The sequence below is a fragment of the Streptomyces griseoluteus genome, assembly GCF_004784465.1.
GTDB lineage: Bacteria > Actinomycetota > Actinomycetes > Streptomycetales > Streptomycetaceae > Streptomyces > Streptomyces griseoluteus.
On sequence record NZ_SRRU01000002.1, the window covers coordinates 429,514 to 443,325 of the forward strand.

Genomic DNA, 13,812 nt, shown 5'->3' on the forward strand with positions numbered 1-13,812 from the left:
GACCTCAAGGGGCGCGGGAACCGCGCGACCAGCCACCACGCACCCGCAGCCGGAAACCACGACGGCGGCCACCCCGCGGGGCAGCCGCCGTCGGTCCAGCGGAGCGTTACGCCTTGCGCAGACGGAACGTCAGAGACAGTCCCTCATCCACGAAAGCCTCTCCGAAGCCCTCGTCCCCCTCGCCCTGGGCGAAGTCCGTGGAGAGAACCTCCTCCGCGATGAGCCCCGAGTGCTCGGACAGCGCGGCGACCACCGCGGGGTCGGTGGCCGACCACCGCAGAGCGATCCGGTCCGCCACGTCGAGCCCGCTGTTCTTACGCGCCTCCTGGATCAGCCGGATGGCATCCCGCGCCAGCCCCGCCCGCCGCAGCTCCTCCGTGATCTCCAGATCCAGCGCCACCGTCGCACCGGAGTCGGACGCCACCGACCACCCCTCACGCGGCGTCTCCGTGATGATCACCTCGTCCGGGGCGAGAGCGACCAGCTCCCCGTCGACCTCCACCGAAGCGGTGCCCTCGCGCAGCGCGAGCGACAGCGCGGCGGCGTCGGCGGCGGCGACCGCCTTGGCCACGTCCTGCACCCGCTTGCCGAACCGCTTGCCCAGCGCCCGGAAGTTGGCCTTGGCGGTGGTGTCCACCAGCGAGCCGCCGACCTCGGACAGCGAGGCCAGGGACTCGACGTTCAGCTCCTCGGTGATCTGCGCGCGCAGCTCCGCGCCGAGGGTGTCGAAGCCGGCCGCGCCGACCAGCGCGCGGGACAGCGGCTGACGCGTCTTCACGCCCGACTCGGCACGCGTGGCGCGGCCCAGCTCCACCAGCCGTCGCACCAGCACCATCCGCTTCGACAACTCCGGGTCGATCGCCGACAGGTCGGCCTCCGGCCAGGTGGAGAGGTGGACCGACTCCGGGGCGTCCGGGGTGACCGGCACGATCAGGTCCTGCCAGACCCGCTCGGCGATGAACGGGGTGATCGGCGCCATGAGCTGGGTGACCGTCTCGACCACCTCGTGCAGCGTGCGCAGCGCGGCCTTGTCGCCCTGCCAGAACCGGCGGCGCGAGCGGCGCACGTACCAGTTGGACAGGTCGTCCACGAACGCGGAGAGCAGCTTGCCGGCGCGCTGGGTGTCGTACGCCTCCAGTGCCTTGGTCACCTGGTCGGTCAGGGCGTGGAGTTCGGACAGCAGCCAGCGGTCCAGCAGCGGACGGTCGGCCGGGGCCGGGTCCGACTCGCTGGGGGCCCAGCCGGAGGTGCGGGCGTACAGGGCCTGGAAGGCGACCGTGTTCCAGTACGTGAGGAGCGTCTTGCGGACGACCTCCTGGATGGTGCCGTGGCCGACGCGGCGGGCCGCCCAGGGGGAGCCGCCGGCCGCCATGAACCAGCGCACCGCGTCCGCGCCGTGCTGGTCCATCAGCGGGATGGGCTCCAGGGTGTTGCCCAGGTGCTTGGACATCTTGCGGCCGTCCTCGGCGAGGATGTGGCCGAGGCACACGACGTTCTCGTAGGAGGACTGGTCGAACACCAGGGTGCCGACCGCCATCAGGGTGTAGAACCAGCCGCGGGTCTGGTCGATGGCCTCGGAGATGAACTGCGCCGGGTACCGGCTCTCGAACAGCTCCTTGTTCTTGTGCGGGTAGCCCCACTGCGCGAACGGCATCGAGCCCGAGTCGTACCAGGCGTCGATGACCTCGGGCACGCGCGTGGCGGTGTCGCCGCACTCCGGGCAGGGGAAGGTCACCGCGTCGATGTACGGGCGGTGCGGGTCCAGGCCCGACTGGTCGGTGCCGGTCAGCTCGCTCAGCTCGGCGCGGGAGCCGACGACCGTGAGGTGGTCGTTGTCGCAGGACCACACGGGCAGCGGGGTGCCCCAGTAGCGGTTGCGGGACAGCGCCCAGTCGATGTTGTTGCTCAGCCAGTCGCCGAAGCGGCCGTGCTTGACGGTCTCCGGGAACCAGTTGGTGCCCTCGTTCTCCGCGAGCATCCGGTCCTTGACGGCGGTGGTGCGGATGTACCAGGACGGCTGGGCGTAGTACAGCAGCGCGGTGTGGCAGCGCCAGCAGTGCGGGTAGCTGTGCTCGTAGGGCAGGTGGCGGAAGAGCAGGCCGCGCTCGCGCAGGTCCTCGGTGAGCTGCTCGTCGGCCTTCTTGAAGAAGACGCCGCCGACCAGCGGGACGTCCTCCTCGAAGGTGCCGTCGGGGCGGACCGGGTTGATCACTGGCAGGCCGTAGGCGCGGCAGACCTTGAGGTCGTCCTCGCCGAAGGCGGGGGACTGGTGGACCAGACCGGTGCCGTCCTCGGTGGTGACGTAGTCCGCGTTGACCACGTAGTGCGCGGGCTCGGGGAACTCGACCAGCTCGAACGGGCGCTGGTAGGTCCAGCGCTCCATCTCGGCGCCGGTGAAGGACCGGCCGGTGGGCTCCCAGCCCTCGCCGAGGGCCTTGGCGAGCAGCGGCTCGGCGACGACGACCTTCTCCGTGCCGTCCGTGGCGACGACATAGGTGACGTCCGGATGGGCGGCGACGGCCGTGTTGGACACCAGGGTCCACGGGGTCGTCGTCCACACCAGCAGGGACGCCTCGCCGGCCAGCGGGCCGGAGGTGAGCGGGAAGCGGACGTAGACGGAGGGGTCGACGACCGTCTCGTAGCCCTGGGCCAGCTCGTGGTCGGAGAGACCGGTACCGCAGCGGGGGCACCAGGGGGCCACGCGGTGGTCCTGGACCAGCAGGCCCTTGTCGAAGATCTGCTTCAGCGACCACCAGACCGAGTCGATGTACTCGGGGTCCATCGTGCGGTACGGGTCCTCGAGGTCCGTCCAGTACCCCATGCGGGTCGTCAGCTCGGCGAAGGCGTCCGTGTGCCGGGTCACCGACTCGCGGCACTTGGCGTTGAACTCGGCGATGCCGTACGCCTCGATGTCCTTCTTGCCGGAGAAGCCCAGCTCCTTCTCCACGGCCAGCTCGACCGGCAGGCCGTGGCAGTCCCAGCCCGCCTTGCGGCCGACGTGGTAGCCGCGCATGGTGCGGAAGCGGGGGAAGACGTCCTTGAAGACGCGGGCCTCGATGTGGTGGGCGCCCGGCATGCCGTTCGCGGTCGGCGGGCCCTCGTAGAACACCCACTCGGGGCGGCCCTCGGACTGCTCCAGGGTCTTGGCGAAGATCTTCTGGTCGCGCCAGAAGTCGAGCACGGCGTGCTCAAGCGCGGGCAGGTCGACCTGGGCGGGCACCTGGCGGTACGTCGGCGCTGTCATCTGCGAGCATCCTCCAACGGAACTTGCTGCCTTCCGTCGGAGGGACGAGAGCGTTCTTCCTGTTCACGCCATGTGCGGCGCGCTCCCGCGGTACCACCCTCCTTGGCCCGCCACCGGGGTCCGTCCGGCGGTGAGCCCCCTCATTGGGGTCGCGAAGCCGGTTCTACTCGCCCCGAGGGGGCTTTCCTCCGGCGGCTCCGGGGTGATCTTCACATCGCGCTCGCCACCGGGCTTCCACCGACCCCGGCTCGCTCTGGGCTGCGTTACGACGCTACTCGTCCCCATCCACGCTTCTCGCTGCGCCCAGTGTACGGCGCCGGGCGGACAGCGGCCGACCGCGTTTCCGGCCCGGTGGTGGGACCCGAATGGCGGCGGGGGCGGGAGTGACGGGTTACGGGCCGGGGAGCTGGGCACAACGGATGCAGGTCTGCTGCGCGGGGGCGCGGGGCGGGCGAATCGGGCGGCGTGCCCCGTTGCCGCGGGACCCAAGTCGATTTATCGTCCCAGCACGATTCGCCTGCAATCTCACATATGTGAAGGGGTCCCGGCCATGGTGGCGAAGAAGACCTCCGGCGGTTCGGCAGGAAGGGGGAGCGGGCGGCCCGAAAAGGCGGACAAGGCCGCCGACAAGGGCGCCGCCGAGAAGAGGACCGCAGGCGAGAAGCGTGTGCCCGCCGCGAAGAAGACGACCAGGGCCAAGAGGGCGTCCGCCGGGCGGGCGGCCGGTGAGAGGACGGGCGGCCAGACGGTGACTCCAGGGAAGACGGCCGCCAAGGCCACCGCCGCGGAGGCGGCCACCCCGCAGGGCACGACGGCCGGGAGAACGGCGCCCGGGACGACGGCGGCGAAGAAACCGGCCACCAGGAAGACCGCCGACAACAAGACGGCTTCCCGGACCGCAGCCACGAAGACGCCCGCCAAGAAGCTCGCCGCCAAGAAGACGGCGGGCAAGAAGGCGGTCGCCAAGAAGACCGCCACCAAGAAGACCGCGGCCCCGAAGGCGCCGGCGAAGAAGGCGGTCGCCGAGAAGGCGGCCGGGAAGAGCACGGCCGAGAAGACGGGAGCCACGACGGTGGTTGCTAAGAAGACTCCTGGCACGGCCACGGCGGAGGGCGGTGCCCTGCCGGGCACGCGCCTGACCGCCGCGGAACCCGGTGACCTGGCCGTACGTCCCGGTGAGGACCCCTGGACCCCGGAGGAGGTCGCCGAGGCGCGCGCGGAGCTGGCCGCCGAGGCGGACCGGCTCGGCAAGGAGATCTCCTCCTCGGAGGCGACTCTGGTCGGCATGATGCGCGACTCGGCGGACGGCGCCGGTGACGACGAGGCCGACACCGGCAGCAAGAACATCACCCGCGAGCACGAGCTGGCGCTGGCCGCCAACGCGCGCGAAATGCTCAGCCAGACCGAGCGCGCCCTGGAACGGCTGGACGCGGGCACCTACGGCCTGTGCGAGAACTGCGGCAACCCCATCGGCAAGGCCCGTATGCAGGCGTTCCCGCGGGCCACCCTGTGCGTGGAGTGCAAGCAGAAGCAGGAACGCCGCTCCTGACCTCCAGGTCCGCTCTCCGCCGCCGGGGGCGTGCCGTACTCTCTCCTCAGTCAGGCACCTAGGTTGAGGGACTCACGTGGCAGAGGCGGAGCGCATCATCGGTACGCCGGACACTCCGGAGGACAGCGGAGAGCGGGCGAGCGCCCCCGCGCCCCGGACCGGGCGGGGACGCCGGATCGCCGTGCTCTTCGCGGTGGCCGCCTTCGCCTACGCCCTCGACCTCGGCAGCAAGCTGCTGGTGGTGGCGAAGCTGGAGCACCACGCCCCGATCCAGTTGGCCGGCGACCTCCTGGAGCTGCACGCCATCCGCAACCCTGGTGCCGCCTTCGGCTTCGGCGCGGCCTTCACGATCATCTTCACGGTGATCGCCGTCGCCGTGATCGCGGTGATCGTCCGGCTCTCCCGCAAGCTCTACAGCTTCCCCTGGGCCGTCGCGCTCGGCCTGCTGCTCGGCGGCGCCCTCGGCAACCTGACCGACCGGATCTTCCGCGCCCCCGGCGTCTTCCAGGGCGAGGTTGTCGACTTCATCGCGCCCCGCGGCTTCGCCGTGTTCAACCTGGCGGACTCCGCGATCGTGTGCGGCGGCATCCTGATCGTGCTGCTCTCCTTCCGCGGGCTGGACCCGGACGGCACCGTCCACAAGGACTGACGGGCCCCCCACCGGTTTTCCACAGGCTCGTTCGGTGCCTTCCGGGCCGTCCGTCATACTCGACGGGTGAGCACGATTCCCGAGATCCGAACCCTGCCCGTGCCCGACGGCCTGGAGGGCGAGCGCGTCGACGCCGCCATCTCCCGGATGTTCGGCTTCTCCCGCACGAAGGCGGCCGAGCTGGCCGCGGCCGGCAAGGTCCAGGTCGACGGCGCCGTGGTCGGCAAGTCCGAGCGCGTGCACGGTGGCGCCTGGCTGGAGGTGGAGATGCCCCAGGCACCCGCCCCGGTGCAGATCGTCGCCGAGCCGGTCGAGGGCATGGAGATCGTGTACGACGACGACGACGTGGTCGTGATCGTCAAGCCCGTCGGCGTGGCCGCGCACCCCTCGCCCGGCTGGACCGGCACCACCGTCATCGGTGGTCTCGCCGCCGCCGGGTACCGGATCTCCACCTCCGGCGCCGCCGAGCGCCAGGGCATCGTGCACCGGCTGGACGTGGGCACCTCCGGCCTGATGGTGGTCGCCAAGTCCGAGCGGGCCTACACCTCGCTCAAGCGCCAGTTCAAGGAGCGCACGGTCGACAAGCGCTACCACACCCTGGTGCAGGGCCACCCCGACCCCACGAGCGGCACGATCGACGCCCCCATCGGCCGCCACCCCCAGCACGACTACAAGTGGGCCGTCACCGCCGAGGGCAAGCCCTCGGTGACGCACTACGACCTCATCGAGGCGTTCCGCTCCGCCTCCCTGCTGGACGTGAAGCTGGAGACCGGCCGCACCCACCAGATCCGCGTCCACATGGCCGCCCACCGCCACCCCTGCGTCGGCGACCTGACCTACGGCGCCGACCCCACGCTCGCCAAGCGCCTCAAACTGGAGCGCCAGTGGCTGCACGCGGTCCGGCTCGGCTTCGAGCACCCGGCGGACGGCCAGTGGGTCGAGTTCGAGAGCGACTACCCCGAGGACCTCAGCCGCGCCCTCGACCGGGTGCGCGAGGAGACGTACGCGTGAGCACGCCGTACACCGTCCGGGTCGCCGAGGAGCCCGCCGACCGCGAGGCGTGCTTCGCGGTCCGCAAGGAGGTCTTCGTCGGCGAGCAGGGCGTACCGCAGGACATCGAGTACGACAGCCACGACGCCACGGCCCTGCACGTGCTGGCCATCGGCGGGGACGGCATACCGCTGGGCACCGGCCGGCTGCTGCACGGAGAGGCGGCCGCGGGCAGGACCGGCGAGGACCTCTCGGTGGGCTCGCTGGGCCGGCTCGCGGTGACCCGCCGGGTGCGCGGCCTCGGCGTCGGCGCGGCCCTGGTGCGGGCCATCGAGGACGCGGCCCGGGACCTCGGCCTCACCGCCGTCGACCTGCACGCCCAGACCCGGGCCCTCGGTTTCTACGAGCGCCTCGGCTACACCGCGTACGGCCCGGAGTTCCAGGACGCCGGGATCGCGCACCGGGCGATGCGCCGCCCGCTCGGGCCCGCGTAGGACTGCCGTACGGGGCGGGCCGTTGACCGGGCTTTTCCGGCCGGCGTGGCAGGCTGGAGGCTCGCGGTGATCGTTTACCTCCGGAGCGCGCTACGTGGATCAGCTGGCCCTGTTGTTCGTGATCCTGCTCGCCGCCCTGGTGAGTGTGCCGGTGGGCGATTACTTCAATCTCCCGGCGCCGGTGCTGATGACGGTGTTCGGCGGGGTGCTCGCCGTGCTGCCCTTCGTGCCCAACGTCGACATCCCGCCCGACCTGATCCTGCCCGCCCTGCTGCCGCCGCTGCTCTACGCGGCCGTGCGGCGCACCTCCTGGCGGCAGTTCGCGGCCAACCTCCGGCCGATCTTCCTGCTGGCCGTCGCCCTGGTCTTCGTGACCACGATCTGCGTGGCCGCGGTCGCGCACGCCATAGTGCCGGGCCTGCCGGTTGCCGCCGCCGTCGCGCTGGGCGCGCTGATCGCCCCGCCGGACCCGGTCGCCGCGACCGCCGTCGCCGGTCAACTGGGCCTGCCCCGCCGCCTGGTGTCCATCCTGGAGGGCGAGGGGCTGTTCAACGACGTCACCGCGATCGTGCTTTACCACGTGGCCATCGCCGCCGCGATCAGCGGTGAGTTCTCGCCCTGGGAGGCCGGGCTGGACCTGGTGCTCTCCGCCGTCGTCGCCGTCGTCGTCGGCCTCGCGCTCGGCTGGGGCGCCAACAAGCTGATGTCCCTGCTGGGCGACGCCACCCTCCAGATCGGTCTCTCCCTGCTGGTGCCCTACGCCTCCTACGTGCTCGCCGAGGAGCTGCACGGCTCGGGCGTGCTCGCGGTGCTCACCACCGCCCTGTTCCTCTCCGAGTACGCCACCGACGCCGACGACGTGATGACCCGGCTGGCCGGGCACACCTTCTGGGACATCATCGACACCCTCGTCACGGGCGTCGCCTTCGGCCTGATCGGCCTCGAACTGCACAACGCGGTGCGCACCGCCTCCGGCCGCTGGGGCGAGCTGCTCGGCTGGGCGGCGGCGGTCGCGGCCGTGGTGATCCTGGTCCGGCTGCTGTGGCTGCTGCCGGCGACCTGGCTGACCAAACGGCTGCACGCCCGGCGGGACATCGACGAGGAGATCCCGGTCGGCTGGCGCGAGACCGTCGTGATGTGGTGGTCCGGGATGCGCGGGGTGGCCTCGGTGGCGCTGGCCCTCGCCGTCCCGCTCACCACCGAGGACGGCAGGCCCTTCCCGGACCGGGACATCATCATCTTCATCGCCTTCGGGGTGATCATCGCCACCCTGGTGCTCCAGGGGCTCACCCTGCCCGCGCTGGTGCGCAGGCTCGGGGTGCGGGCCGACTCCGAGCGGGAGAAGGACTTCGAGAAGGAGCTGGCGGTCCGCGCGACCAAGGCGGCGCGCCGCAAGCTGCGGGAGATCGAGCAGGTCGAGGACCTCCCCGAGGAGCTGTCCGAGCAGATGCTCCGGCGCGCATACGACATCGGCATCCGCATCAGCCCCGACATGGGCGAGGAGGAGCGCCGGGAGGCCCACCACAAGCGGGCCCGGCGCCTGAAGCGGGTGCGGCAGATCCAGTCGGAGATGATGAGCGCCGCCCGTCACGAGGTGCTCGCGGCACGCAGCGAGCCGGGGGCGGACCCGGAGATCGTGGACCGGGTGCTGCGCCATCTCGACGTACGCAGCATGCGCTGAGCCGCCCCCGGCTCCCTGGGATGTGGCTAGACCCGGCCGGTGCGCGGGAAGTCGTAGGCCTTGCGCAGGGTGGCCCGGTCCGGGGAGGGGATCTGGTACGGGGCCTTGACCGCGTCGGAGGTGTTGACGCGGGGGAGCGCGTACGGGTGCTCGGCGGAGAGCCAGGCGATGAGCTGCTCACGGACCGTGACCCGGACCGTCCAGATGTCGTCCGCGTCCTTGGCGGTCACCAGGGCGCGCACCTCGATGGTGTTCGGGGTCGTGTCGGTCACCACCAGGCCGTAGGCACGTCCGTCCCAGGCGGGGCAGTGGCGCAGGATGTCGCGGAGCTTCTCCCGCATCGCCTCCACCGGCGCACTGTGGTCGAGGTACCAGAAGACGGTGCCGGTCATCTGCGGGGTGCCGCGCGACCAGTTCTCGAACGGGCGCGAGGTGAAGTAGGAGACCGGCATGGTGATCCGGCGCTCGTCCCAGGTCCGTACCGTCAGGAAGGTCAGAGTGATCTCCTCGACGGTGCCCCACTCGCCGTCCACCACCACGGTGTCGCCGATGCGCACCATGTCGCCGAAGGCGATCTGCAGCCCGGCGAACAGGTTGGCCAGCGTCGACTGGGCCGCGACACCGGCGACGATGCCGAGGATGCCGGCCGAGGCCAGCAGCGAGGCGCCGGCCGCGCGCATCTCCGGGAACGTCAGCAGCATCGCCCCCACCGCGACCACCCCGACCGTCGCCGACACCACCCGCATGATCAGCGTGACCTGGGTGCGCACCCGGCGTACCCGCGCGGCGTCCCGGTGCATCCGGGCGTACCGGCTGTACGAGGTCTCCACGACGGCGCCCGCGATGCCGATGACGAGCCACGCGGTGGACCCGATCAGCACCAGGGTCAGGGCCTGGCCGATGCCGACCAGGTGGCCGCGCAGCCAGGGCACCTGGGCGTAGGACCCTCTGAGCAGGGCGGTGAGCAGGACGAGCTGGTAGGGGATGCGGCAACGGCGCAGCAGGTCCCACAGCGGGGTCTCGCCGTGCCGTTCGTCGGCCTTGCGAAGCAGCAGATCGGTGGCCCAGCCGAGCACCACGGTGAGCGCGACGGCACCGCCGACCACCGCCAGGGGCCGGATGACGTTCTCCATGAGGGGGAACGTAACCGCGTGGCGGCGGCATGAACCTGTGTGTTCGGTCTCGTGCCGGGTAGACGGGCCGCGCCGGTAACGCCCTGACCTGGTGCGGCTGGCACCATGGGGAGCATGAACATCATGCTCTTTCACTCGGCCTACGGGCTCACCCCCGCGGTGCGCGACGCGGCGGACCGGCTGCGCGCGGCCGGGCACGAGGTGTGGACGCCGGACCTCTTCGAGGGCCGCACCTTCGACTCGGTCGAGGAAGGCATGGAGTACCAGCAGTCCGTGGGCAAGGAGGAGCTGCTCAAGCGGGCCGTGCTGGCCGTCGCCCCCTACTCCGACCGCGGGCTCGTCTACTCGGGGTTCTCGCTCGGCGCCTCGATCGCGCAGACTCTCGCCCTCGGCGACGACAAGGCACGCGGGCTGCTGCTTCTCCAGGGCACCTCGGACATCGCGCCGAACGCCTTCGCGGACGAGCTGCCGGTGCAGTTGCACGTGGCCGAGCCGGACCCGTTCGAGACGGACGACTGGCTGAGCGCCTGGTACCTCCAGATGGGCCGTACCGGCGCGGACGTGGAGGTCTACCGCTACCCCGGCGCCGGCCACCTCTACATGGACCGCGACCTGCCCGACTACGACGCCGAGGCCGCCGAGGCCACCTGGCGGGTGGCGCTCGGCTTCCTCGAGAGCCTCTAGCGGGCCTGTGAGCGGCTACACGGGCGTGTAGCTCCGCTCGACCTTCTGCGTCCCGCTGCGGGTGCGGTACGAACGTACCCACGCCGAGCTCGCATCGGGGTTCGCACGGTCGGAGATCACGTAGTAGTCCATCTGCGCGCGCTCGGCGGTGATGTCGAGCACGCCGTAGCCGTGGCGGTCGGTGTCCACCCAGTGGACGTGCCGGTTGGCGGCCTGGATGACCGGCGCGGCCACGGCGGAGACGGTGCCCTGGGGGACCTTCACGATGTCGTCGAGGTTGTCCGAGGTGAGCGAGGTGACCACGAACTCGGTGGCCGCCGACGCCGACAGCGGGTAGGTGCCCGCGTCGTAGGGCACGTCGTTGGCCCACGCCATGTGGATGTCACCGGTGAGGAAGACGGTGTTGCCGATGGCGTTGGCCTTGAGGTGGGCCAGGAGTTCGCGCCGGTCGTCGGTGTAGCCGTCCCACTGGTCGGTGTTGACGGCGATGCCCTCCTGCGGCAGCCCCAGCAGCTTGGCCAGCGGCCGGAGGAGGTCGGCGGAGAGCGCGCCCACCGCGAAGGGCGAGATCATCACCGAGTTGCCGACCAGCCGCCACTTGGTGTCCGAGGTCTTCAACCCCGCCTTGAGCCAGTCCAGTTGGGCCCGTCCGGTCAGCGTGCGGTCCGGGTCGTCCACCGAGCCGGAGGCGGTCGCCGCCTGCTGGGAACGGAACGAGCGCAGGTCCAGCAGGGACAGGTCGGCCAGCTTGCCGAAGCGCAGCCTGCGGTAGGTGGTGCCCGCGACGGCCGGGCGGACCGGCATCCACTCGAAGTACGCCTGCTTCGCGGCCGCCTGACGGGCCGCCCACGCGCCCTCGGCGCCCTCGGTGTGGTTGGCCGCGCCGCCCGACCAGGCGTTGTCCGCGAACTCGTGGTCGTCCCAGATGGCGACGACCGGTGCGGCCAGGTGCAGCGCCTGGAGGTCGGGGTCGGTCTTGTAAGTGGCGTGCCGTATCCGGTAGTCGGCCAGGGTGAGGATCTCGTGCGCGGGGGAGTGCGGGCGCACCACGGTGCCCCGGGTGCCGTACTCGCCGGTGCCGTACTCGTAGATGTAGTCCCCCAGGTGCAGCCAGGCGTCCAGGTCGCCGCGGGCCGCGAGGTGGCGGTAGGGGCTGAAGTAGCCCGCCTCCCAGTTGGCGCAGGAGACCACGCCGAAGCGCAGACCAGCTACGGCCGCGTCGGCCGCGGGCGCGGTGCGGGTGCGGGCCACCGGGGACTCGGCGCCGCCGCTGGTGAAGCGGAACCAGTAGTCGGTGCCCGGCTGAAGACCCCGGATGTCGGCCTTCACGGTGTGGTCGGTGGCCGCCGTGGCGGTGGTGGAGCCGGTGGCGACCACGTCGGTGAACGCCTTGTCGCGGGCGACGGCCCAGCCGACCTCGGTGTCCGGGCCGGCCCCGGAGCCGGGCAGCGCCTCGGGCACGGGGGTCACCCGGGTCCAGAGCAGGACGCCGTCGGGCAGCGGGTCGCCGGAGGCGACGCCGTGTTGGAAGACGGGGGCCGCGGTGGCGGCGCGCGCCGGGAGCGCCGTGGCGAGCGGCCCGGCCAGGACGGCGCCGGCCGCCGCGGCCTTGACGACCGTACGGCGGCTGGGCGCAAGGGTGTTGCGGGCCGGTACGGCCTCGATGGATCTGTGGGGTCTGGTCACGGCCGATCAGGTTACTGATCGGTACGCCCGAAGAGCGGGCGAACCCCGAAAGTTCGCCCGCCCTTCACGCGGTGCCTCGGCGCGAGAGGCTCAGCCCTTGAGGGCCTTGGTGATCGCGGTGACGTACTCGGCCTGCGTCATCGGCGCGTTCTGGCCGTCGGAGCCGGTGACCTTCTTGCCGTCCATCAGCAGCGTCGGCGTGCCCTGGAAGCCGTACTTCTTGCCGTCCGTGTTGAACTTGTCGCTCATCACCAGCGCCCACTTGTCGTAGGTGCCGTCCTTCACGGCCTTCTGGAAGGACGCGTTGCCCTTGAGCGCGGGCACGGTGTCCGCCACCTTGATCAGGTAGTCGTCGCTCTTGAACTTGTCGTCCTGCTCGTCGGGGTGGTACTTCGCCGAGTACAGCGCCGCCTTGTACTTGAGGAAAGCCTCCTGGTCGACGTTCAGGGCCGCGCCGAGCGCGCTGAGCGCGTTCTTGGACCCCTCGCCCGGGATGTTGTTGTCGATGAAGGTCGCGCCGACGTACTGGATCTTGTACTTGCCGTCCGCGACGTCCTTGTCCACCGTGGCGCCGGACGCCTGCTCGAACTGGGCGCAGACCGGGCAGCGCGGGTCCTCGTACATCGTGAGGGTCTTCTTCGCGGTGTCCTTGCCGATGACGACCGTCGTGCCGTCCTTGCCCGTGGTGTGGGCGGGCTTGACCAGGGTGGCCTTCTTCGCCGCCTCCCAGCCGCTCGGCTTGTTGTTCTGGACGACCGCGTAACCTATGCCGCCCGCGGCGGCGAGCACCGCCACCACCGACAGGCCGACGATCGCCTGGCGCTTCACCTTGTCCCGCTTGGCCTGGCGCTCGCGCTCCTCGCGCAGCCGCTCACGCGCCGCCGTCTTCGCCGCCTGGGTGTTCCGCTTGCTCATGTTGGTGATCTCCATAGGGGACGCGCACATGCCGTACCCGAGGTACGTGTGCGCGGGATATGTGTGGGGAACGGGGTCGTGCCCGGTGTCGCTCAGGGGTGGGCGAGCGCGAGGGAGCACGGCGGTCCGCGCCGTCCCAGGGAGTGCGCGAGGAGCAGGGCAGCCCGCGCGGCGGCCGGACGCGGCGCCGGGCCGGGCGTACGGCGGGCCGGGGCCGGCCGCACCGCACCGGCGGCCACCGCCAGCAGCAGCGGCCGGAACGTGGTCGCCGCTACGGCCCGGACCAGCCCGGCCAGGGCCCGCTCGCCCCGGCGCAGCCAGGCGGCGGCCAGCAGCCCCACCCCGATGTGCGCGGCGAGGAGCAGCCAGGAGGCGGCCGGGTCGGTGTGCGCGAGCAGCGCGCCCGCGCGGTCCGGGGAGCCGGGGACATGGGCGAGCGGGCCGCCCACGGCGCCGCCCCGGCACAGCAGGTCCAGGCCCACCGCGTGCAGCGGGCCGGTGACCGGGCCGCCGGCCCGGCCGTAACAGGCGTGCTGGCCGGTGGTGAACACGGTGTCGGCGGCCAGCTCCAGCGGGACCAGCAGGGCCGCGATCGGACCGAAGCCGCGCTCCCGGCCCGCCAGCGCGTACGCGGCGGTGAACACCCCGGCGGCGACCGCGAGGACGGTCGCCACCGGCAGCGGGGACCGGGACAGCAGCACGTGCGACGCGGTGCTGAGCGTCACGGTGAAGGCCGTGAACAGCGCCGCGCGCACGGCTCTGAGCTGGGTCCCGGATATGTCCATAG

Annotated in this window: 11 protein-coding genes; 6 read left to right on the forward strand and 5 right to left on the reverse strand. The window is 71.7% G+C overall.

Annotation, left to right across the window (positions count from 1 at the left end; all coding sequences use genetic code 11):
- Positions 1-106: 106 nt before the first annotated feature.
- Positions 107-3,244: an isoleucine--tRNA ligase gene (gene ileS, locus E5082_RS07430; RefSeq protein WP_135790464.1), complete on the reverse strand. Its 3,138-nt coding sequence runs from the start codon at positions 3,242-3,244 to the stop codon at positions 107-109.
- Between the two features lie 550 nt (positions 3,245-3,794).
- Between ileS and E5082_RS07435 the strand changes: the two genes are divergently transcribed.
- From E5082_RS07435 to E5082_RS07455, 5 genes are all read left to right on the forward strand, one after another.
- The gene (locus E5082_RS07435; protein ID WP_135790465.1) at positions 3,795-4,793 is read left to right on the forward strand and encodes a TraR/DksA family transcriptional regulator; all 999 of its coding nucleotides are present in this window, start codon (positions 3,795-3,797) and stop codon (positions 4,791-4,793) included.
- A 76-nt stretch (positions 4,794-4,869) separates the two neighbouring features.
- Positions 4,870-5,442, forward strand: coding sequence for a signal peptidase II (gene lspA, locus E5082_RS07440; protein WP_135790466.1), 573 nt, complete (start codon positions 4,870-4,872; stop codon positions 5,440-5,442).
- 66 nt (positions 5,443-5,508) lie between these two features.
- Positions 5,509-6,453: an RluA family pseudouridine synthase gene (locus E5082_RS07445; protein WP_135790467.1), complete on the forward strand. Its 945-nt coding sequence runs from the start codon at positions 5,509-5,511 to the stop codon at positions 6,451-6,453.
- Entirely contained in the window at positions 6,450-6,926 is a 477-nt protein-coding gene (locus E5082_RS07450; RefSeq protein ID WP_135790468.1) for a GNAT family N-acetyltransferase, read from the forward strand. Before E5082_RS07445 ends, E5082_RS07450 begins: the two co-directional genes overlap by 4 nt.
- A 94-nt stretch (positions 6,927-7,020) precedes the next feature.
- Positions 7,021-8,607 (forward strand): Na+/H+ antiporter, encoded by a 1,587-nt coding sequence (locus tag E5082_RS07455; protein WP_135790469.1) that lies wholly within the window; start codon positions 7,021-7,023, stop codon positions 8,605-8,607.
- A 26-nt stretch (positions 8,608-8,633) separates the two neighbouring features.
- Here E5082_RS07455 and E5082_RS07460 read toward each other — a convergent pair whose 3' ends face one another.
- Entirely contained in the window at positions 8,634-9,740 is a 1,107-nt protein-coding gene (locus E5082_RS07460; protein ID WP_135790470.1) for a mechanosensitive ion channel family protein, read from the reverse strand.
- A 114-nt stretch (positions 9,741-9,854) separates the two neighbouring features.
- Between E5082_RS07460 and E5082_RS07465 the strand changes: the two genes are divergently transcribed.
- On the forward strand, positions 9,855-10,424 hold the full coding sequence (locus E5082_RS07465) for a dienelactone hydrolase family protein (RefSeq protein ID WP_135790471.1): 570 nt from the start codon (positions 9,855-9,857) through the stop codon (positions 10,422-10,424).
- 15 nt (positions 10,425-10,439) lie between these two features.
- Here the strand turns inward: E5082_RS07465 and E5082_RS07470 are convergent, their stop codons facing one another.
- The 3 genes from E5082_RS07470 to E5082_RS07480 form a co-directional block, all read right to left on the reverse strand.
- Positions 10,440-12,110 carry an alkaline phosphatase D family protein gene (locus E5082_RS07470; protein WP_135790472.1) on the reverse strand — a complete coding sequence of 557 codons (1,671 nt, stop codon included), beginning with the start codon at positions 12,108-12,110 and terminating at the stop codon, positions 10,440-10,442.
- A gap of 90 nt (positions 12,111-12,200) precedes the next feature.
- The gene (locus E5082_RS07475) at positions 12,201-13,025 is read right to left on the reverse strand and encodes a thioredoxin domain-containing protein (protein ID WP_135790473.1); all 825 of its coding nucleotides are present in this window, start codon (positions 13,023-13,025) and stop codon (positions 12,201-12,203) included.
- 92 nt (positions 13,026-13,117) lie between these two features.
- Positions 13,118-13,810: a hypothetical protein gene (locus E5082_RS07480; protein WP_135790474.1), complete on the reverse strand. Its 693-nt coding sequence runs from the start codon at positions 13,808-13,810 to the stop codon at positions 13,118-13,120.
- Between the last annotated feature and the right edge of the window lie 2 nt (positions 13,811-13,812).

Bases quoted from the DNA above. Each gene is read 5' to 3' on its own strand.
- ileS (WP_135790464.1), bottom strand. From the start codon at position 3,244: ATGACAGCGCCGACGTACCGCCAGGTGCCCGCCCAGGTCGACCTGCCC.
- E5082_RS07435 (WP_135790465.1), top strand. From the start codon at position 3,795: ATGGTGGCGAAGAAGACCTCCGGCGGTTCGGCAGGAAGGGGGAGCGGG.
- E5082_RS07460 (WP_135790470.1), bottom strand. From the start codon at position 9,740: ATGGAGAACGTCATCCGGCCCCTGGCGGTGGTCGGCGGTGCCGTCGCG.
- E5082_RS07465 (WP_135790471.1), top strand. From the start codon at position 9,855: ATGAACATCATGCTCTTTCACTCGGCCTACGGGCTCACCCCCGCGGTG.
- E5082_RS07475 (WP_135790473.1), bottom strand. From the start codon at position 13,025: ATGAGCAAGCGGAACACCCAGGCGGCGAAGACGGCGGCGCGTGAGCGG.
- E5082_RS07480 (WP_135790474.1), bottom strand. From the start codon at position 13,810: ATGGACATATCCGGGACCCAGCTCAGAGCCGTGCGCGCGGCGCTGTTC.